At 61.7% G+C, this 19,748-nt stretch carries 18 protein-coding genes and 1 pseudogene; 18 read left to right on the top strand and 1 reads right to left on the bottom strand.

Going from position 1 to position 19,748, the window contains the following annotated elements; translation table 11 throughout:
• Positions 1 to 98 precede the first annotated feature (98 nt).
• Positions 99 to 619: pseudogene (locus tag K663_RS23010) on the bottom strand (alcohol dehydrogenase catalytic domain-containing protein).
• Between K663_RS23010 and K663_RS24890 the strand changes: the two are divergent.
• The 18 genes from K663_RS24890 (at position 554) to K663_RS10370 (ending at position 18,962) form a co-directional block, all read left to right on the top strand.
• Positions 554 to 712, top strand: a complete 159-nt coding sequence (locus K663_RS24890; RefSeq protein ID WP_235589577.1) for a hypothetical protein — start codon at positions 554 to 556, stop codon at positions 710 to 712. The pseudogene K663_RS23010 and the gene K663_RS24890 sit on opposite strands and share 66 nt — an antisense overlap.
• 129 nt (positions 713 to 841) lie before the next feature.
• Positions 842 to 2,758, top strand: a complete 1,917-nt coding sequence (gene uvrC, locus K663_RS10450; RefSeq protein WP_062117066.1) for an excinuclease ABC subunit UvrC — start codon at positions 842 to 844, stop codon at positions 2,756 to 2,758.
• A 321-nt stretch (positions 2,759 to 3,079) separates the two neighbouring features.
• Positions 3,080 to 4,738, top strand: a complete 1,659-nt coding sequence (locus K663_RS10445) for a sensor histidine kinase (protein ID WP_235589425.1) — start codon at positions 3,080 to 3,082, stop codon at positions 4,736 to 4,738.
• 173 nt (positions 4,739 to 4,911) lie between these two features.
• A complete protein-coding gene (locus tag K663_RS10440) occupies positions 4,912 to 5,694 on the top strand; it encodes a DUF2569 family protein (protein WP_062117063.1) in 783 nt (260 codons plus the stop codon).
• Positions 5,695 to 6,365: 671 nt separating this feature from the next.
• Positions 6,366 to 6,548 (top strand): Flp family type IVb pilin, encoded by a 183-nt coding sequence (locus tag K663_RS10435; RefSeq protein WP_062117060.1) that lies wholly within the window; start codon positions 6,366 to 6,368, stop codon positions 6,546 to 6,548.
• Positions 6,549 to 6,649: 101 nt separating this feature from the next.
• On the top strand, positions 6,650 to 7,546 hold the full coding sequence (cpaB, locus tag K663_RS10430; RefSeq protein WP_235589424.1) for a Flp pilus assembly protein CpaB: 897 nt from the start codon (positions 6,650 to 6,652) through the stop codon (positions 7,544 to 7,546).
• Positions 7,533 to 9,035: a type II and III secretion system protein family protein gene (locus tag K663_RS10425; protein WP_062117056.1), complete on the top strand. Its 1,503-nt coding sequence runs from the start codon at positions 7,533 to 7,535 to the stop codon at positions 9,033 to 9,035. Before cpaB ends, K663_RS10425 begins: the two co-directional genes overlap by 14 nt.
• 14 nt (positions 9,036 to 9,049) lie before the next feature.
• Positions 9,050 to 9,340, top strand: a complete 291-nt coding sequence (locus K663_RS10420) for a hypothetical protein (RefSeq protein WP_062117053.1) — start codon at positions 9,050 to 9,052, stop codon at positions 9,338 to 9,340.
• A gap of 19 nt (positions 9,341 to 9,359) precedes the next feature.
• Complete coding sequence (locus K663_RS23315) at positions 9,360 to 10,970, top strand: pilus assembly protein TadG-related protein (RefSeq protein ID WP_083535873.1); 1,611 nt, start codon at positions 9,360 to 9,362, stop codon at positions 10,968 to 10,970.
• Between the two features lie 6 nt (positions 10,971 to 10,976).
• Positions 10,977 to 11,498, top strand: coding sequence for a TadE/TadG family type IV pilus assembly protein (locus K663_RS10410; protein ID WP_063619031.1), 522 nt, complete (start codon positions 10,977 to 10,979; stop codon positions 11,496 to 11,498).
• Complete coding sequence (locus tag K663_RS10405; RefSeq protein ID WP_062117046.1) at positions 11,495 to 12,133, top strand: TadE/TadG family type IV pilus assembly protein; 639 nt, start codon at positions 11,495 to 11,497, stop codon at positions 12,131 to 12,133. The genes K663_RS10410 and K663_RS10405 overlap by 4 nt, the downstream gene beginning before the upstream one ends.
• A 20-nt stretch (positions 12,134 to 12,153) precedes the next feature.
• Positions 12,154 to 13,365 carry an AAA family ATPase gene (locus K663_RS10400; protein WP_235589423.1) on the top strand — a complete coding sequence of 404 codons (1,212 nt, stop codon included), beginning with the start codon at positions 12,154 to 12,156 and terminating at the stop codon, positions 13,363 to 13,365.
• Positions 13,365 to 14,723 carry a CpaF family protein gene (locus tag K663_RS10395; protein ID WP_062117040.1) on the top strand — a complete coding sequence of 453 codons (1,359 nt, stop codon included), beginning with the start codon at positions 13,365 to 13,367 and terminating at the stop codon, positions 14,721 to 14,723. Before K663_RS10400 ends, K663_RS10395 begins: the two co-directional genes overlap by 1 nt.
• Positions 14,720 to 15,724 (top strand): type II secretion system F family protein, encoded by a 1,005-nt coding sequence (locus tag K663_RS10390; protein WP_235589422.1) that lies wholly within the window; start codon positions 14,720 to 14,722, stop codon positions 15,722 to 15,724. The genes K663_RS10395 and K663_RS10390 overlap by 4 nt, the downstream gene beginning before the upstream one ends.
• A gap of 4 nt (positions 15,725 to 15,728) precedes the next feature.
• The gene (locus tag K663_RS10385; protein WP_062117037.1) at positions 15,729 to 16,700 is read left to right on the top strand and encodes a type II secretion system F family protein; all 972 of its coding nucleotides are present in this window, start codon (positions 15,729 to 15,731) and stop codon (positions 16,698 to 16,700) included.
• A 20-nt stretch (positions 16,701 to 16,720) separates the two neighbouring features.
• Entirely contained in the window at positions 16,721 to 17,611 is an 891-nt protein-coding gene (locus K663_RS10380; RefSeq protein WP_145902262.1) for a tetratricopeptide repeat protein, read from the top strand.
• Positions 17,608 to 18,441: a tetratricopeptide repeat protein gene (locus tag K663_RS10375; RefSeq protein WP_062117031.1), complete on the top strand. Its 834-nt coding sequence runs from the start codon at positions 17,608 to 17,610 to the stop codon at positions 18,439 to 18,441. The genes K663_RS10380 and K663_RS10375 overlap by 4 nt, the downstream gene beginning before the upstream one ends.
• The gene (locus tag K663_RS10370; protein ID WP_062117029.1) at positions 18,438 to 18,962 is read left to right on the top strand and encodes an A24 family peptidase; all 525 of its coding nucleotides are present in this window, start codon (positions 18,438 to 18,440) and stop codon (positions 18,960 to 18,962) included. The genes K663_RS10375 and K663_RS10370 overlap by 4 nt, the downstream gene beginning before the upstream one ends.
• Positions 18,963 to 19,748: the final 786 nt, after the last annotated feature.

Here is a 19,748-nt window from a genome sequence, read left to right as displayed (position 1 = left end):
GCGGATTGCCGTACCGGCCCTTTTCACGTTCGGGTGGCGCGCTCCTTCGAAAGGCTCTGCAGGGGCCCATCCTGCGAGGCCAGAGATGGGCCGGCCGGTCAGTCGGAGAGGGTCGCGTTGTCGATCACGAAGCGATATTTGACGTCGCTCTTCTGCATCCGCTGATAAGCGGTCTCGATGTCGTGCACGGCGATCATTTCTATATCGGCCACGATGCCCTTATCAGCGCAGAAATCCAGCATCTCCTGCGTTTCAGCGAAACCGCCGATCAAGGATCCCGCGATCGATCTCCGTCCAAAGATGAGCGAGCCAATGTTGGACGATGGGTGCGATAGGTGCCCACGAAGCCTGACTCGCAATATTGCTCCAATCCCTCCTCGCAAGCAGCGCAGTGCTGGCAGCTATCGACCATACGCCCGCCGCCCAAGGTGTCCCCTGGCCGAAAGTTCGCAACCTGCTCTCCGACTGCGGTAACATGACCAACGATTACATGTCCCGCCACGCAGGGGTAAAGCGTTCCGGCCCATTCGGAACGAACGTGGTGCAAATTTGAATGACAGATCCGGCAGTAGGCGATGGCGATCTGGACGTCATGCGGCCCGATCGGCTGGCGTTCGATGGTGATGGGTTCAACGGGGGTGTCGGCGGTATAGGCGCCATAGGCTTTGGTAGCCATGATAGTCCCTTTGCTGATCCTCGGCGCGTGCGCTGACGCACTGCATCAGGATGGCTGAAGTCGCGATGTGTAAGTGGGAAATCCAGCCCGTTTCAATGGCGGGTTGAGCCAGTGGGCGGCGTCTGAAGCATTGCGCTTGTCTCCGTCACCGCTATCTCTGCAGGCATGTCGCATCCCCAATCTCCCGATCGTTTCCATGAGGACAAGGCCAGCTTCACTGTGCGCGGCGCGGGGGTGCCCGATATCCAAGCTGGGGTGGAAGCGATCCGCACGACGCTGAAAACCCTGCCAACGCGGCCCGGCGTCTATCGCATGCAGGATGCACGGGGCGACGTCCTCTATGTCGGCAAGGCGCGCGCCCTGCGTAACCGGGTGGCCAATTACGTCCAGGTAGATCGTTTGCCCAAGCGGCTGCAGCGCATGGTGGCGCAAACGCGCTCCATGACGATCGTGACCACCAACAGTGAGGCAGAGGCGCTGCTGCTGGAAGCGCAGCTGATCAAGCGATTCCGCCCACCCTATAATGTTCTGCTGCGTGACGACAAAAGTTTCCCCTTCATCCTGTTGCGGGAAGATCATGATTTCCCCCGCGTCCAGAAGCATCGTGGAGCGCGAAAATATAAGGGCCGCTATTACGGCCCCTTTGCCAGTGCCGGGTCGGTGACGCGGACGATCAATGCGCTCCAGAAGCTGTTCTTACTGCGAAGCTGCACCGACAGCTTTTTTGCCAACCGGTCGCGACCCTGCCTGCTGTTCCAGATCAAGCGATGTTCGGCTCCCTGCGTCGGCAGAATCGGCGATGCGGATTATGCGGAACTTGTGAAAGATGCGCAGGATTTCCTCGGCGGAAAATCGACCGCTGTGCAGAAGAAGCTGGGCGAGGCGATGGAGGCTGCGTCGGCTGCGCTGGATTTCGAGCAGGCGGCGGTGCTGCGCGATCGGCTCAAGGCGCTGACCTTCATCCAGGGGAGCCAAGCGATCAATGCGGAGGGACTGGGCGATGCCGATATCTTTGCGCTGGCGACGAAGGGCGGGGCGATGTGCATCCAGGCCTTCTTCATTCGCGGCGGACAGAATTGGGGGCATCGCAGCTTCTTTCCTGTCCATACCGCCGAAGTGGCCGAGGATGAGGTGCTGGCGAGCTTCATGGCGCAATTTTACGAGGAAGTGCCCCCGCCCAAGCTGATCCTGTCCGATCGCGCGCCCATGGAGTGCGACCTGATGACGCAGGCGTTGAGCGAGCGGATCGGGTTCAAGGTGCGGATAGAAGTGCCTCAGCGCGGCGATCGCACCCGGTTGATCAAGCAGGCGCAACGCAATGCGGTGGAGGCGCTGGACCGGCGGCTGGCGGAAACGACGACGCAGGCGAAGGTGCTCGACGACATGGTCGAGGCGTTCGGGCTGGACGGCGTGCCGGACCGGATCGAGATTTACGACAACAGCCATATTCAGGGCAGCCATGCGCTGGGCGCGATGGTGGTCGCGGGGCCGGAGGGCTTCCGCAAAAACGCCTATCGCAAGTTCAATATGAAGAACCCGGAGACGTCGAACGACGACTTCGCGATGATGCGGGAGGTGTTCGAGCGGCGATTTGGCCGAGCGGCGCGTGAGGACCCGGATCGGGACAGCGGCGAATGGCCCGACCTGGTGCTGATCGACGGTGGCAAGGGGCAGCTGTCGTCGGCACGGGCGATCCTGGAGGACATGGGGATCGAGGATATCTGCATGATCGGCATCGCCAAGGGCCCGCATCATGGGCGTGATGGGCGGGAAGTGTTCCATATGCCGGACGGGCGGGAGATCAGCTTTCCGATCAATCATCCGGTGCTGTTCTACCTGCAACGGTTGAGGGACGAGGCGCATCGCTTTGCGATCGGGGCGCACCGGCAGAAACGGAGCAAGGCGATTTCGACCAGCTCGCTCGATGAGGTGCCGGGGATCGGGCCGTCGCGCAAGAAGGCGCTGTTGATGCACTTCGGAACGGCGAAGGCGGTGAAGAGCGCGGCGCTGGAAGATTTGCTGAAAGCACCGGGCGTTTCCAAGGCGGTGGCGCAGTTGGTTTATGATTATTTTCATGAATGAAATGGTGAATTGGACGCGATTTTTAAGTTGGTTGTTACGGGATCGTAATATTTAATTTTCGGTCTGGTTTCGCACGATCCCCAAGTCGGCCTTGCGCAACAGGATTGGGCCTGCGATGGTTCGCGGGAGACGCTGGCAATCATGGCGCGGGGATTTTGAATGAGGGTCGTAGGTTTCCTTAAGTTCAGTTTGGTCTTAATTACTGTTAACCGAGAGGTTTGCGGGAGTTAACTTTGCCGTTATTATACAGCAAAGTCCTGATGCTTCGCTAAAGTCATATAACTAATAATATAGACCAAGCGCCAAGGAGGCCGTGACCGCGTGATCCATGGACATGCCGATCTGTTGCGGACGTTGAACGGGCGAGGTTCGCTTGCCTTGTCGGCGCTTCGGCCCTGGCGGATGCTGGACATCACGCGGCTGGTGCTGGCGGTCGTCTACACGGCGACGAGCTTTGGCTTTGCAACGCCGCGATCATGGGCCGAGAGCGCCGAGAACGGCATCATCCTGGCCATGCTGGCGCTGGCCGCCGGGACGCTGGTCCTGTCGGGCCGGTCCTGGGTCACGGAGATGCGGATACGCAAGCCGGTGGTCTGCCTGGACGCGATGCTGTTCCTGGCGCTGCTGGTGGTGACGGACCCGGCCAACAGCCCCTATTTTTCCGGCAGCCTGTTCGTCGCGGTCGAGATCGCGCTGATCGTGCGACGGCGGCTGCATGTGCTGGTGGCCGCCTTTGCGGTGGTCACGGCGTTGCTGACCGTGTGGACCGACGAGGTGGTGGCGGTCCCGTCCGAACCGGATGCGGAGCGGATCGCGCTGCGCGTGCTGTACCTTGCGGTGGTGATCGCGATCACGGGCATGCTGCTGGGGCCGGGCCGCGATACGCTGCTGGAACGGGAGCGGGCGCGGCGGCTGGCGGACAGCGGTTTCCCGCCCGTCAAGGGCAACGCCGGGTCGTTCCTGTTGCAGGCGCTGCGGATCGCGTCGGGGGGAGAGAATGTCGCCGTGCTGTTCCGTGCGGACAGCGGGGAGCCATATCGGTTCGCATCAAGCCGCCTGGGCGACCAGATGCCGGAGGGCAATGGCGGGCTGTTGTCCGTGGAGACGGGGTGGCATGATTGCCCTCGCGGCGCGTCAATCATCCTGCCGTCCGACGGCGTGGGCGAGATTTATCCGCTGTCCCATGGAGGGCGAGCGTGGGCGGCGGCGCTGGAGGCGGAAACGCTGCTGACGGTCCGCGTGTCGCTGGGCACGTTCGATGCGGTGGGCGCTGTCCAGTTGAACGACCCCACCCATGAGGATGTCGCGGCCATCGCCCAGCGGGTGTTCGAAAGCGCCTGCGAGGAATTGATGGTGCGCAACAGCCTGGACCTGGCGCATGCCATAGCAGGCGCGCGGGAGCGGGAGCGGTTGCAGCGCGAACTGCATGACAGCGTGTTGCAGGCGCTGGCCAGCATCCGGTTTCAGGTCGCGCCGGTACTGGACGGATCGATTAAAAATCCCCGGACGGTGATCGAGAATGTCGACCGGATCGCCAAGGACCAGATCGCCACGATCCGATGGATCATCGACCCGGAGGAGGATGAGGAGGATTTCGCCTATCTGCCCGAAACCCTGTCCATGGTCGTGCGGTCGCTGGCGGACCAATGGGGCATAAGGTGCGAGTTGAAGGTGGAGGACGGCAATTGCGCGACCAGCGCGATGATCGGCCGGGAATTGAGCTTTGCCGTGCGGGAGATCGTCGCCAACGCCGTCCGCCACGCGGGCGCCCGCACGGTCGAATTTTCGTTGCAGCCCGCCGGGAACCGCATTGCGCTTCACGTGACCGACGATGGCGTGCCCAATCTGGCGCGGCTGGGATCGACGGGCGCGGTGCCTTCCCGGTCGCTGATGCGGCGGGTGCAGGCGTTGGGGGGTGAGGTGTTCCTGCGCAATATTGGCGGGCGGACGATGATCCAGATTACGGTGCCCCGGAAATAGGGGATCGCCTGTCGGGAATTTTATTGGTTCGCGCAGAGGCGCAGTGGGCGCTGAGGTTTGTGCGAACCCATGTGGAAAGAACTTTCCGGCTGCCCGTGCATTTTACCCGGCATTAACCAGAAGCACGGATAGTCGGCGCTTCGTTGGCTGTTCGGGTGGAGGATCCCGTTTCCATGGTGCGATTGGTACAGGATCATCTCTATCGTCGGAGCGTGGCGCTCGTCCTGTCCATGCAGGTGAACCTGCATCGCATCATCACCATCTGGGTTCTGGTCGCGGCGTTCGCCTGTGGGCTGCGGCTGGCCTTTCCCGTTACCCCCTATGCCAGTACGCCGTTGACGAGCGCGGCGGGGCTGTTGCCCTATCTGCTGGTCGTGGCCGCGCCGGTCGGCGCGCTGTTGCTGGGGCTGAAGCTGTTTCCGGCGGGGCGGGTGCTTGCGCAGCCCAGCTTTCGGTTGGCGCAGGTCGGCCGGTGGCGGAAGATCGATTGCCTGAAGGCGCGGGAAATGTCGCAGTTCGGCCTGTATGGCGTGATGGCGTCGCTGTTGCTGGGCATCGCGCTGAACGTGCCGGTGCGGACATTGGAGTTTTTAAGCGCCGTCCCCGCGCTGGGCAGCTATCCGCCGGGCTGGTATGTCAGCATGTATGCGGTGATGCTGGCGGACGTCGTGCTGCTGTCGAGCATGTACATGTTCGCATTCGCCATGGCGTTGCGGATGGCGCCGCTGTTTCCCCGTTTCCTGGTGCTGGTGTGGGGCGTGGACCTGGCGGCGCAGCTGGGCATCGCGCAGCTGGTGGTGCGGATCGGGGATGTGCCCCCGGCCGTCCAGATGGCGCTGGCCGACCTGTTGACCGGCAATGTGAAAAAGGTGCTGATCAGCGCGGCGCTGTGGTTGCCCTATCTGCTGCTGTCGGAGCGGGTGAACATCACCTTTCGCAACCGGATGAGCGCCTGACGCGTTCATGCCGTTACGTCAATCGGCTGATCGAGTCGGTTTGACCTTGCCCGAATCGGGGAAATGACCGCTGCCGATTGTCGGCAGGCCGTATGCGTTTCGCGACGAGTCGTGGGCGGCGGGGCGTGGCCCGACTGTTGCGACAGTTCATCAGGCGCATGAGTCAGCGCCCTGCCATTGGTTGTATTTCCATTGTCGGCAGATGAATATGGGCGAATATCCGGCGCAGATATATATCGCGTAATTACTCCGATATTTCAGATTTTGTGTGAATTAAGCCGCACGGTAACTATTTTCTTGTCTGATACTGTCTGTATCCAAGATTGAGGCTTATAGAAGCAATAAAGTAATTGATAAGAATAACTTGAAAAAACATTGGGCATATAACCAAAGATATACTCTATGTTTCTTGATTTTTACTGTGCAGCCGCAATATGGCAAGCGAAAATGGTTAACAAAAAATCGCCGTAAATTACTGAAATATAAAGCTATTTTTTACCCTGTTGACTTGCACCGGCTTTGAGCCAATTTGGGGTCAAGTTCTACGGGAACTGCCCAACTGCCTGGTCGGTGAAGCATATCACTGCTAGGGTCGCCAGGTGGCAAAGGCCCCTCCGCAGAACTGCGCAAGAGCAGCCGGGATGGTTTCCGGCCTAATAGGGGTAAATGACATGACCTTCTTCAAGAATCTGTGGAATGACCAGAGCGGTGCTTCGGCGGCTGAATATGCGCTGATCCTGGCGATTGTTGGTACGGGCATTGCGCTCGCTGCGGTTGGTCTGGGCGATGCCATTGGCGGCGCGATGGAAGGGGCAACAAACTGCATCAACGCGCCGAGCAACACGACCTGCTAATAATGTGAAAACCGGCTGGCCTTCGGACCAGCCGGTTAGCCACTCCAAAAATTCCGGGGGGAGTTGTCGTGGGGCAGCGCAGATCTTTAATCATCCTTGGCTTGGCGATCCTGCTCGGTCTGGCGGCGGTATTCGTCGCCAATAGCTATTTGAGCAGGGCCGAGCAGGCTCAGGCTACGCCTCAAGGCGGCATGACCAAGGTTGTCGTGGCGTCGATGCCGCTGCCCTTTGGCGCGGCGATCACGCCGGAAAAGATCAGGGTGGTCGATTGGCCCGCCGGTTCGGTGCCGCCGGGCGCTTTCCGCGATCCGGTGCAGCTTACCTCCCTTGGCAAGCAGCGCGTCGTGCTGCGGCAGATCGAGCCGGGCGAACCGATACTCACGTCCAAATTGTCAGGCGAAGGCGGTCGCGCCACCATGTCCGGTGTGCTGCGGCCCGAAATGCGTGCGGTCGCCGTGCGGGTGAATGATGTGGCGGCGGCGGGCGGCTTCGTGCTGCCGGGCGATACCGTCGATGTATTCGTCACGCGCACGATGCAGGACGGCATGGGCGGGGCCAGCGAGCAGATCACCGATGTGCTGCTGCAAAACACCCGCGTCATCGCCATCGACCAGAACGCAAACGATACGTCCAAGGACCCGGCGATCGGCAAGACCGCGACGCTGGAGGTCAACCAGGTGGACGCGCAGAAGCTGGTCCTGGGCCAGCAGGTCGGCCAGTTGACGCTGGTGCTGCGCAATGTGACGGACCAGCCCAATCCGGCGGTGCAGACCGTGGGGACGGAGGATCTGCGCGATGGCGCCTATGTCGGCGGCTTTGCCGGGCCGCGCGCCCGCGTCGCCGATGTGGCCTATCTGCCCGCTTCGATGCCCGCCATGCGCGCGCCGCGCCGGGCCGTGCCCCGCAATGTTTCCGCTCTGCCCGCGACCGCATCGGTCGAAATCGTGCGCGGCACGACCGGCACCAGCTATGAGGTGAAGCGCTATGGTTCCCGCTAAATCCGCCGCGATGCTGGCGCTGGGGGTGGCGATGGCCACCGGGACGGCGATGCCGGTCCAGGCGCAGGTCGCTTCGCTGACCACCAGCAACGTCAATCACGCCGGGCAGTTCGACGTACCGCTCAACAAGAGCCAGGTGCTGACGGTGGACCGCGCTTTTTCCAAGGCGATGGTCGGCAATCAGGAGATCGCCGACATTTTGCCCATGACCAACCGGTCGCTGTACGTGCTGGGCAAGAAGGTGGGGACGACCAGCCTGACCCTGTATGACAGCCGCAACATGTTGATCGCGGTGGTCGATGTGGCGGTGGGGCCGGATGTGGTGACGCTGAAGCGCCAGCTGTCCGAACTGATCCCCGGCGAGCAGATCGGCGCGCGCATTTCCAACGACGCGGTGGTGCTGACCGGGACGGTGTCGAGCGCATCCGCCGTCGACCGGGCGGTGCAGATCGCCAAGACCTATGCCGGGGGCGACGAGAAGGTCGTCAACATGCTGTCGGTCGGCGCTTCGCAGCAGGTGATGCTGGAGGTGCGCTTTTCGGAAGTGAACCGGCAGGCGGCGAAGCAGATCGGCCTCAACCACAGCTTCAACGGCAACAAGACCGCGGGCAGCATCGGCAGCCTGGCGTCCGAATCCATCGTGCCGACCAACAATGGCGGCACGCCGACGATTGCGCTCGATGGCCTGTCCGACGCTTTTGGCGTGGGGACATGGGCGTACAAGATCGGCAGCCTGAACCTGTTTTCCGCGCTGGACATGCTGGAGCGCAAGGGGCTGGTCAAGACGCTGGCCGAGCCGACGCTGGTTGCCCTGTCGGGTGAAACCGCGTCCTTCCTGGCGGGCGGCGAGTTTCCGATCCCGGTCGTCCAGAGTGGCGGCGGAGGAGGCGGCGCGGGCGGCAATAATGGCATCACCGTCGAGTTCAAGCCGTTCGGGGTAAGCCTGGGCTTCACCCCCACGGTGCTGAGCGACGGGATCATCAACCTGGTGGTCGAACCGGAAGTCAGCTCGATCGATCCATCGGCGTCGGTGTCGATCAACGGGCTGGTGGTGCCGGGCCTGCTGACGCGGCGGGCCAAGACGGTGGTGGAATTGCGCGACGGGCAATCCTTTGCGATTGCAGGGCTTTTGCGCAACGACTTTCAGGATACCGTGCGGCAGTTGCCGGTGCTGGGATCGATCCCGCTCATCGGCGCGCTGTTCCGTTCGACCGGGTTCCAGAAGCAGCAGACCGAACTGGTCATGATCGTCACCCCGCGGCTGGTGAAGCCGATGCGGGCGGAGGATGTGAGCTTGCCGACCGACCGGGTGGGCGATCCCAACGAACTGGACCTGTTCCTGATGGGCCGGACCGATAAGGCGGTGGGCATCAATCCGCTCAATCCCGACGCGATGCCGCCCGAGCAGCGTAAGGCGGCTCCGGCTCCGGCTCCGGCCGCACCGGCTGCCGATCCGGCTGGCGCAACGCAGAGCGGATATGAACTATGAGCGGGAGTGAGACCATGCGCAGACTGTCCCTGGCCGCGATGCTGGCCGTCCCGGCGCTGGCGGGCTGCACCGCGAACGACCCGACCTTTGGCGGGGCGGTGCGCGCCAACTATGCGCAGCAGGTGATCAACCCCGAACCGCGCTACGATGGCACGATCGTCGAAGGCGGCGACGGCAGCAAGAGCGCGGCCGCAGTGGAACGCTACCGCACCGACAAGGTGAAGAAACCGGCGACGATCAGTACGACGCAAGGTTCTGGGGGCGGTGCAGGCGGTGGCTCGGGCAGCGGCTCGGGCGGCCGGTGATCGGGGAGGGCTTCCAACCATGTCCGCCCGTCGGAATAGCCTGATCAGGTCAACCAGCGGTGCGGTAGCGCCGACGGTAGCCCTGTCGCTGTTCGCCCTGATCGCGGCGGGGGGCATCGCGTTCGACTATGCGCGGATGGCGGGGCTGGACACGGAATTGCAGAACGCGGCCGATCAGGCTGCGCTGGCGGCGGCGACGCAGTTGGATGGCGAAGATGATGCCCGAACCCGGGCGACCAATGCCGTCAAAAACCTGATCCAGAATAACGCACGCTTTGCCAACGACGGTTGCGGGGTAGCTGTAGGCGTTGGGACTTCAACCAGCCTGCCAGCTGGCTGTGATACTGCGGGAACTTTGCGATTCTATCAGGATAGAGAGAAGACTGCATTAGCCACATCGGATGCGGATGCAAAGTTTGTTGAAGTTGAAGTGAACAAGCGCACGGCAAATTTTGCTTTGACGCCGATCGTGCAGGTTTTCTCTTCCGGAGGTATTAAGGCGCTGGCCTTTGCAGGCGTGGGACAAGCAATTTGTAAACAGCCCCCGGTCATGATCTGCAACCCGGATGAGCCAATTGGGAATGAGAATGAACACCTTCCCTTTAATGCTGTGGCTGGACAAGGTATGCGACTGGTCACCGGCGATGCAAGTGCGCCAGGAAATTTCGGTTGGCTAGAGTCTAATATTGTTGACGACAAGGACGTCAATGGTTCGCCAGCACTTTTCGCAGCGTTGAGCTATGATACTCCACCGGGCGAATGCCAACCTATAGATGGCGTCACAACCAAGACCGGGATGGTGGCCGCAGCTTTGAGTTCATTCAACACGCGGTTTGATGTGTTCGCGAACGGAAATCCCACATGCCCGGGTAAACCGGGGGGTACCTGCTCACCGTCGATTAACACCAGAAAGGATCTGGTTTGTAAATCGAGTGGAGGAGCATCCTGCAACGCGAATGCAAATTGGACTGAATCGTCCAAGCCTTATCGACCGCAATCGGCGAACTTTCTGCCCACCGACAAGAGCGAAGATCCCGACATCATGGGATATCCACGAGATCTGGTTCATGCTGTGCCTAGTTCATCCACTACCCCGATCATGGGAGATGGGTCGTGGGATAGAGACGCATACTTCCGGGTCAACTATAACTGGACGCACGCGCAGTGGACTGCGGCATTGTCCGATAGCATAACGCGCTACGAACTTTACAAGTGGGAAATCGCGCACCAATCCGTTCAGGTGAGCACGACACCGCCTGATTATAAGGGAATTAATATTCCCCAGTCGCTTAGTGGGAATGACACAGCTTTTGGGAAACCGGCTACGGGGCGATCTGGCATAGATCCTACGATATCGCCTATCGATCGTCGAAAATTGTCTGTTGCCGTTTTGAACTGTGAAGCTCTCGAAGCGAAGGGGAAAACAAAAAATGTACCAGTAGCCATGTGGCTGGACATTTTTCTGGTTGAGCCATCCTTCGTGAGAAAGGGAAGCTTTGGCGGCAAGAAAAACGAGATTTTCACTGAAGATAAGGAAATATATGCTGAAGTGATCAGCGCCACCAATGTCAGCGCAAGCTCATCGGGTTCCCAAGTGGTTCTTCGATCTGTTCCATATCTGATCGAGTGAATTTCGATGAAGATAAACAAAATATTAGGATGTGTAAGTGGAGCAGCTGCTGCCGAAATGGCGCTTATTTTGCCGGTTCTAATAACTCTGATGTTCGGTTCTTTCGAGATCGGTAATTACTTTCTAAATCAGCATGTCGTTGTGAAAGCTGTGCGCGACGGAGCCCGTTTCGCATCAAGGCAGAATTTTAGCTATTTTCCTTGTAACGCGGTAGACGACGACTTGGACCCATTGGGGAATGTCGCTGCCGACACGCAACTGATTACTCGTACCGGCCAGGTCACGACGGGAGGGATGCCCCGTATGGCTTCGTGGACAGACGCCGCTCATATTAGTGTGAAATATGATTGCGTCTCAACCGCCAGCAATGCCGATTATTCGGGCATATACGCTGCAAAGGATTATCTGCCGGTCGTGAAGGTGAGAGTTTCAGCGCAACCCTATAGTTCATTGTTTGCAAGCATGGGGCTGTTCGGCACCAGCTTGACGCTGAACGCAGAATCCCAAGCTACGGTGGCGGGAATATGAGCATCGTGATCCCTCATGTTCTGCGCGATCGCCGGGGTAGCTCAGCAGCAGAATTTGCAATGGTGCTCCCGCTCCTTATCATTTTCCTGATCGGGATCATTGATGTCGGGCGCTTGATGTGGACTTGGAATCATGCGGAAAAGGCGACGCAGGTGGGGGCTCGATTTGCTGTTGTGACGGATCCGGTGCCGACAGGGCTTGCGTCTCATAGCTTTGTCGGCACCGAGAGTTTGACGCAGGGTGATATCATACCCTCGACGGCCTACGGAACTATGTCCTGTCATGCTGATGCAGCTGGAAATGTGACCTGCGATCCGTGCGAGAAATGTCCGTGGGGTACAGCGGCCGATTCCGGCAACGACAGTCCATTCATGCGCATTTATGACCGGATGCATGCGTTTATGCCAGATCTTAACCCGGATAATGTGCGGATACTTTATAAGCCGTCAGGACTGGGATTTGCAGGCAATCCGAATGGGGCGGATGCTTCACCCCTCATCACAGTCGAGCTAACGGGGATGGCGTTTCAACCAACTCTCTTTCAGTTGTTTGGCGGGGAAATTGATCTTCCAGATTTTTCGACCGCGCTCACCATGGAAAGCGGCCAGACCTATTCAGATCAGGTACCAAATTGAGGAACAAGATCTTGGGCATCGTGACGAACACTGCGGAGGCGACCGAGAGCTGGACCCTTGATGTGGGGGATGAAGGCATCCACCTGATCCTGTCCGAGCAGGAGGTAGCGGCTTCCGATATCATGGGCGATCGGCTGAGCGGGCAATCGCTCACGCTGTCGATGATGGCGCCGGGCACGGCTTTGCCGCAGCAGCTGGTGGGGGAGGCGAAGGCCGTCATCCTTGAGGTGCAGCCGGACGACGAAGCGTCGATGCGGCGGCTGGCGGCGTTGCGGGCGGCCAATCCGGCGCTGCTGGTGGTGGCGGCGGTGCGTAATGCGGAAATTCCGCTGGTGCGCGCGCTGCTGCGGAGCGGGATCAATGATGTGGTGGCGCTGCCCTTGCAGGCGAGCGAACTGACGACGGTTCTGGATCAACTGCGTGGCGAGATCGCGGCGCAGGGTGGCCGCGACGTCAAGACGGGCGCGCTGGTGTCGATCATCAAGAGCGTCGGCGGCGTGGGGGCGACTACCATCGCGACGCAGGCGGCCAGCCTGCATGCGCGGTCGGCGAAACAGGCGGGCGAGCGGGTGTGCCTGTTCGACTTTGACGTGCAGTTCGGCGGTGCGGGAACGTATCTGAACATCACATCGTCGCTGACGCTGGCGGACCTGTTGCAGGCGGGCAACCGGGTGGACCGGGAACTGCTTGGCTCCGTGACGGTCGAGACGCCGACCGGGCTGCATGTGGTGACTGCGCCGACGGAGATCATGCCGCTGGAGGCGGTGAACGCGGATCAGGTGTTCCGTGTCATCGAACTGGCGCAGCGGAACTTCGACACCATTTATCTGGACCTGCCGGGCAACTGGACCAACTGGTCCATGTCGCTGGTGGCGCGGTCGGAAGTCATATTTCTGGTGTGCGAACTGACCATCGCCAGCCTGCGCCAGGCGCGGCGGCAGATCGCCCTGCTGCGCGACCAGGATATTGATCCGGCGCGCATCCATGTGATCGCCAACCGGGTGGAAAAGAAGCTGTTCCGCGCGATCGGGCTGGAGGATGCGGCGGCGGCGCTGGACCATCCGGTGAACCTGAGCATCGCGAACGACTTTCCGCTGGTCAGCTCGGCGCTGGACCAGGGGGTGTTGATCCAGGAACTCAAGGCGCGCAGCCGCATCTGCAAGGACATGGCGGATATCGTCGATTGCACCACGCAAGCGGTTGAAGCGCGGCGCCAGGCGGAGAAGGGCTGATGTGGCAGATCCGAAAAGGCGAGAACCGGCCGGGCGACCGTGACGATGTGGGGCCGACTGATACGGAACTGGTCCATTGGGAAGAGGACCGGCATACCGAGTTGAAGGTCGCGCTGCACCAGAAGCTGATCGACCTGATCAACCTGTCCGCGCTGGAGAATATGTCGCGCGCGCAGGTGGAAGCGGAAGTGGGCGAGATCGTCCATGAACAGCTGGCTTTGCAGAAGCACGCGCTCAACCTGGAGGAACGGCGGCGGCTGGTTTCGGACATATTGGACGAGCTGCTGGGGCTGGGGCCATTGGAGCCGCTGCTGAAGGACCATAGCGTCACCGACATATTGGTGAACGGCTACAAATGCGTCTTCGTCGAGCGGAGCGGGCGTCTGGTGGAGACGGCGACGCGGTTCAAGGATGAAAAGCATCTGTTGCGCATCATCCAGAAGATCGTGGCGGCGGTGGGCAGGCGCGTGGATGAATCCTCGCCGTTCGTTGACGCGCGGCTCGCGGACGGTTCGCGCGTGAACGCGGTGGTGCCGCCGCTGGCGGTCGATGGATCGCTGCTGTCGATCCGCAAGTTCGCCAAGGTGCCGATCAGCATGGCGCGGCTGTCCGAACTGGGCAGCGTGCCGGCGCCGATGGCGCAGGTGCTGTCGGCCGTGGTCGCATCGCGGCGCAACGTGCTGATTTCGGGCGGTACGGGTTCGGGCAAGACCACGCTGCTCAACGCCATGTCGGCGAGCATCGACGAGGCCGAGCGGATCGTGACCATCGAGGATTCGGCCGAGCTTCAGTTGCAGCAGCGCCATGTCGCGCGGCTGGAAACGCGGCCTCCGAACATCGAGGGGCGGGGCGAAGTGACCCAGCGCGACCTGGTGAAGAATGCGCTGCGCATGCGGCCCGACCGCATCATCGTGGGCGAAGTGCGCGCCGGGGAGGCGTTCGACATGCTCCAGGCGATGAACACGGGCCATGACGGGTCGATGACGACGGTCCACGCGAACACGCCGCGCGACGCGCTGTCCCGCGTGGAGCAGATGATCGGCATGAGCGGCATCGACATTTCGCCGCGTTCGGCGCGGGCGCAGATCGCGTCGGCGCTGAACGTCATCGTGCAGGTGGGGCGACTGTCCGACGGACGCCGCCGCCTGCTGAGCATTTCGGAGATCACGGGCATGGAAGGCGAGGTCATCACCATGCAGGAAATCTTCCGCTTCAAGATGACGGGCCGTGACGAGAATGGCATGGTGCGCGGCCATTTCGAGGCGACCGGCATCCGGCCCAAATTCATGGGCGAGCTGGCCGACCGGGGCATCAGCCTGCCCGCCGAGCTTTTCCGTCCCGATGCGGTGGTGCAATGATAAACCCGCTTTACATCCGCGCCCTTGTCCTGGTCCTGCTGTTCGCGGCGGTGATCCTGACGATCGAGGGGGTTTCCAGCTGGCTGCGCGCACGGGCGGGCAAGGAACGGGTCGTCAACAAGCGGCTCAAGATGATCGCTGCGGGCTATGAGCGCAGCACCGTGCTGTCCAAGCTGCGGCGTAATGACGACAGCCTGAATTTCAGCCATGACAGCGTTTTTGGCCGCATGGGGCTGAGCATCGTGCGGGCGTTGCATGGCGCGGGGCTGAGCGTGCCTGCGCGGACCGTGCTGACGTTGATGGCCATTGCGACGGGCATATTGTTCCTGATCGTGGTCGTCGGCGCGCTGGCGGCGGGCTATGGCATGACGGCGGGCATGATCGTCATGGCGGGCGCTTTCGCCGCGTCGCTGGGCGTGATGCTGCCCATCATGGTGCTGAGCCGGATGAGCCAGCGGCGGCGCAAGAAGATGGAAGAGCAGTTTCCCGTCGCGCTCGACACCTTTGTTCGCGGCCTGCGCGCGGGGCATCCGATCGCGGCGGCGCTCGACCTGCTGACCAAGGAAATGCGCGACCCGATCGGCAGCGAATTCGGCATTGTCGTCGATGAAGTGACCTATGGTTCGGACCTGCGCGATGCGTTGCAGCGCATGGCCGAGCGGTGGGACATGAACGAGATGCACATGTTCGTGACGTCGCTGTCTGTGCAGGCGGAGACAGGTGGCAACCTGGCCGAGATCCTCGAAAATCTGTCGGCGGTCATTCGCGAGCGGGCCAGCCTGTTCATGAAGGTGCGGGCGCTGAGTTCCGAAGGGCGGATGACGGCGGTGATGCTGACGGCCCTGCCGATCCTGGCCTTTGTCGCGCTGTTCCTTCTCAATCCCGCCTTCTACCTGGATATCGCCGAAGACCCGATGTTCATCTTCGGCTTTGCCGGGCTTATCACCCTCTACATCATCGGCTTTGTGACGATACGCCGCATGGTTGACCTGAAAGTGTGACCTGATGTTGGACTTTGCCCTTATATCGCAGCTTCGCCCGGTATTGCTGATCCTGCTGTTCGTCGCGATCGTCGCGATCGTCTATGGCGTGTCCGAAATGCTGTCGCGCACGGCCAAGGTGCGCAGCCGGCTGGACGTCGTCAGCGGGTCCGGCGGCGCTGTGCAGGGTGGCGGGCAGAGCCTGCGGAACGAGCGCAACAACAGCGAATGGAAGAAGCTGGTCGACCGGATCGAGAAGCTGGGCATTTCGCTGGCCGACACGCAGAGCGATTCCCTGCGTCGGCGGCTGATCGCGGCGGGCTATGCCTCGCCCGAGGCGCCCAAGGTCTTTACCTTTATTCGGCTGACGTTGACGCTGGCGCTGCCAGCGGTGATGGTGCTGATGTCGCTTAGCAAGCCGGAGCCGCCCAGCCCGGTGAAGCTCTATTTCATGGCGACGGCCATCGCGGTGCTCGGCCTGTACCTGCCCAACCTCTTCATTTCGGCGAAGGCGGCGCGGCGGCAGGAGGCGATCGTTCACGGCTTTCCCGACGCGCTGGATCTGATGCTGGTGTGCGTCGAGGCGGGGCTGGGGCTGGAAGCGGCGATGGACCGGGTGGGGCGTGAGCTTGCCATATCGCATCCATTGGTATCGGCGGCGCTGGGCAAGGTCGTGCTGGAACTGCGCGCGGGGCGCAGCCGGGCCGACGCCCTGCGGCGGATGGCTGACGATGTCGATGTGGATGAGATCCGGTCGTTCGCGACGCTGCTGATCCAGTCGGACCAGTTGGGATCGAGCGTGGGGCAGACGCTGCGCGTCTATGCCGGAGAGATGCGGGAAAAGCGGCGAATGCGGGCCGAGGAGAAGGCGCACCGATTGCCGGTGCTGCTGTCGGTGCCCCTGGTCGCCTGCATGTTGCCGGTGATGATCGGGGTGCTGATGCTGCCCGCCGTGGTGCGCGTGGTCCGTGAAATTCTGCCGGTCATGGCACGATGAATGACAATGGGGGACGGGGCATGATGAGACGGGCAGTTGCAGTGGCGCTCATCTTCGCGAGCGCGGCATGCAGTTCGGCGAACCGGGAGATCGCTGTCCGGCCGGTCAATGGAGACGCCGCCGCTACGGGCGCGGATGCGCTGGCGCGGGGAGACCTGCTGTTTTCGCGGGGCGAGCATGCACTGGCGCTGGACGCCTATCGCCGGGCGATGCGGCATCAGCCGGGCGATGCGCATGCGCTGAACGGTGTCGCGATTAGCTATGCGGCGATCGGGCGGCATGACCTTGCGCGGCAATATTTCGAGCTGGCGTTGGCGCGGGCGCCGCAGGATGAGCGCATTCATCGCAACTTCGCGCGCAGCCTGACAGCGCAGGGTTTGCAGGCTGAGGCGAATGCGCTGCTGGCGCAGATCGGCCAGGGTGCAGCCGGGGGAATGGCGCGGCGTCCGACGCTGGCGCAACTGGCGGCGGGTGGTTCGGTGGTCTCTGCCGGGTTGGATGCGCGAGCTTCCGGGCTGGAGCTGGAGCGCGTTTCGATGGGCGAGGTGCGGTTGCAAACGGTGGCTGCCAGCGCGGCGCGCTCCGCCATGCCGGATCGCAAGACGGCGCAACTGACGACGGCCATCGTGACTGTGGCTGATGATGGCCGATCAACGCCCGTCCTGTCGCTGGCGCGGGAGTTGAAGGCGCCGATTGCTTCCATTGCGGCGGCGCGGGCGCGGCCGGTTGCCATTGGCTGTGGACAGTCGGGAAGCGTGGGCGTGCGGCTGCCCGCGACGGGCTACTCCATTGATCTGTCGCCGGTTCGTACTGACGCCAAGCCATCGCGCGCTTGCGCGACGATGGCGGGCGGAGATGCGACGGATGATCTGTTCGAAAAGCTGTGGAAGTGGGACGGGGAACAGGGATGAGCGTCCTTCTGCTGCTGGCGGCTGCGTTGGCATCCCCGGTTGGCGATGCTCCGGGCGCGATGACGGTTCCGGTTTCCGCGCTGGACTATGGCCGGTTGATCGATGACGCCATTGATGGCGGGCGCATGATCCAGGCCGAAGCCATGCTGAGCCAATGGCGCGCCGATGCGCAGCCGCATGACGGGGCGGCGATGGAGATAGCCCTTGCCCGCATGGCGCTGGCCAGGAGGCAGGATGCAGAGGCGGCAGCGCGCTTTGCCGCGATCAGTCAGGCGGGATCGACCGACTGCCGGGTCGATGAGGGGCTGGGCATCGCGCATATGCGCTTGGGCCGGGCCGAGCAGGCGGCGCAGGCGCTGCGGCGCGCGGTTGAGCGATGCGCGGAACGGTGGCGGGCGTGGAGCGCGCTGGGCGTTGCCTATGACGCGGCGAAGAACTGGGCGCTGAGCGCCGCGGCTTATGAAAAGGCCTTTCAACTGACCGACAAGCCGGTGCAGATCCTCAACAATTATGGCCTGTCGCTGATGGCGCAGGGTCAGGCGGAGAAAGCCGCAGCCATCTTCGCCAGGGCGCAGGAGATGACACCCGACGATCCACGCATCATCGCCAATGGCGACGCGGCGCAGGTGATGGCGGGGCGCGACATAGAACGCCGCCCGGCGGATGACGCCAATGGCTGGGCCAAGCGGCTGGGCGATGCGGGCAAGGTGGCGTTGAACATCGGCGACACGGTCAAGGCCCGCGCCTATCTCAGTCGCGCCGTGACCGTGTCGGAAAGCTATCAGGCGGATGCCGCCGCCGCATTGGCAGGCATGGGAGGCAAGCCGTGACGAAGGACATTATCCTGCTGGCCGTGTGCCTGATCCTGCTGGCTGCGGCGATTGAGGATATCGCGAAGCTGCGTATTTCCAACATCTTCCCGCTGCTGGTCATCGGCCTGTTCGTGCCGTGGGTGGCAGTTGTCGGGTGGGAGAATGACATCTGGCAGAATGGCACGCTGTTCCTGGCGGTATTCGCGCTGGGATCGGCGCTGTTCGCGATGCGATGGATGGGCGGGGGCGACATAAAGCTGCTCGCTGCCTGCGCGCTATGGTTCGATTGGCAGGCGTCGGTGGCGTGGTTCTTCTATGTGACCGTGGGCGGCGGCGTGCTGGCGCTGCTGATCATGGCCGGGCGGCGGATGGTGCCGCGATCCGTGCGGGACGGCTCCACGCTGGCGATCTTCGCGCCCAAGGGGCCGATACCCTATGGCGTGGCGATCGCGCTGGGGACGATCATGGCGCTGTATATGGCGGGGCCTAATCCGAGCGGCGTCGCGCATCTGCCGGAATTTGTGAGGGGGTTGCGGTAGGGCGGAGAAGGGTGGAGAGCGGTCTGTCCGATCTTTAACGGCAATCACGTCGAAGCCGACGTTGGGACAGGGCGAATGCTCATCGGTGATCGAGATTAGTGGCGACTCTTCTTTGAAACTGCCTGTCGCATCTCTTTCGATCTCATTGCCCAAGCGAATTCTAGTGAACTAAAAAACCCTGACGTGTACTCCGTAGATGGCCCCCATAGCCACGCCCAAGCCTTGGAAAAGAAGGATGTTTGCTCAGGTAGCCTGTGGAGCAATATTCGAACATGCTCTCCCGAAGTGAAATCATCATCGCACATGGTTACTTTGCGGACATGATATTCCGACTGCTTGGAGCCAAACCAAATTTTGCGGGGTCGGATAATCGCGACTGAACCGACGTCTCGACTGCCTTTAGTAACCACGCCATCAAGCGCGACATCTGCTGTTTTCAGCGCTGAAATGGCTTCTGCCAGCCTCTCTCTATCGCTTCCGTATGTCACTGGCACACAGGCTTGAGCCATGGTTGGTCGAAGCAAGATCAAGATGAAGGTCAGAAGATATACGCGCATCGTTCGTTGGTAGCGTTGGCTGGCTGCGAATGCACGAGAGTTTGAATGACGACCGGCAATAAAGCTGTTCTTCACTCCTGAGGGTGCATGCAATTTCTAAAATCTGTACGCCAGCTTTCGGAACGCAGGGTTCCGCAGGAGGCGTCCGCCTTTGGTCGCAAGCGGACTGGCTGCTTTGATCCTCTGCAGGGGAGCAGCGCGACTACCCTCATCCAACTTCGCCTAGCTT

It is taken from the genome of Sphingobium sp. MI1205 (assembly GCF_001563285.1).
Classification (GTDB): domain Bacteria; phylum Pseudomonadota; class Alphaproteobacteria; order Sphingomonadales; family Sphingomonadaceae; genus Sphingobium.
Note: the sequence above shows the minus strand (reverse complement) of the source record. Positions and strands in the feature narration are given on the sequence as shown.

Bases quoted from the DNA above. Each gene is read 5' to 3' on its own strand.
- K663_RS24890 (WP_235589577.1), top strand. From the start codon at position 554: ATGACAGATCCGGCAGTAGGCGATGGCGATCTGGACGTCATGCGGCCC.
- uvrC (WP_062117066.1), top strand. From the start codon at position 842: ATGTCGCATCCCCAATCTCCCGATCGTTTCCATGAGGACAAGGCCAGC.
- K663_RS10440 (WP_062117063.1), top strand. From the start codon at position 4,912: ATGGTGCGATTGGTACAGGATCATCTCTATCGTCGGAGCGTGGCGCTC.
- K663_RS10435 (WP_062117060.1), top strand. From the start codon at position 6,366: ATGACCTTCTTCAAGAATCTGTGGAATGACCAGAGCGGTGCTTCGGCG.
- K663_RS10425 (WP_062117056.1), top strand. From the start codon at position 7,533: ATGGTTCCCGCTAAATCCGCCGCGATGCTGGCGCTGGGGGTGGCGATG.
- K663_RS10420 (WP_062117053.1), top strand. From the start codon at position 9,050: ATGCGCAGACTGTCCCTGGCCGCGATGCTGGCCGTCCCGGCGCTGGCG.
- K663_RS23315 (WP_083535873.1), top strand. From the start codon at position 9,360: ATGTCCGCCCGTCGGAATAGCCTGATCAGGTCAACCAGCGGTGCGGTA.
- K663_RS10410 (WP_063619031.1), top strand. From the start codon at position 10,977: ATGAAGATAAACAAAATATTAGGATGTGTAAGTGGAGCAGCTGCTGCC.
- K663_RS10405 (WP_062117046.1), top strand. From the start codon at position 11,495: ATGAGCATCGTGATCCCTCATGTTCTGCGCGATCGCCGGGGTAGCTCA.
- K663_RS10395 (WP_062117040.1), top strand. From the start codon at position 13,365: ATGTGGCAGATCCGAAAAGGCGAGAACCGGCCGGGCGACCGTGACGAT.
- K663_RS10390 (WP_235589422.1), top strand. From the start codon at position 14,720: ATGATAAACCCGCTTTACATCCGCGCCCTTGTCCTGGTCCTGCTGTTC.
- K663_RS10385 (WP_062117037.1), top strand. From the start codon at position 15,729: ATGTTGGACTTTGCCCTTATATCGCAGCTTCGCCCGGTATTGCTGATC.
- K663_RS10380 (WP_145902262.1), top strand. From the start codon at position 16,721: ATGATGAGACGGGCAGTTGCAGTGGCGCTCATCTTCGCGAGCGCGGCA.
- K663_RS10375 (WP_062117031.1), top strand. From the start codon at position 17,608: ATGAGCGTCCTTCTGCTGCTGGCGGCTGCGTTGGCATCCCCGGTTGGC.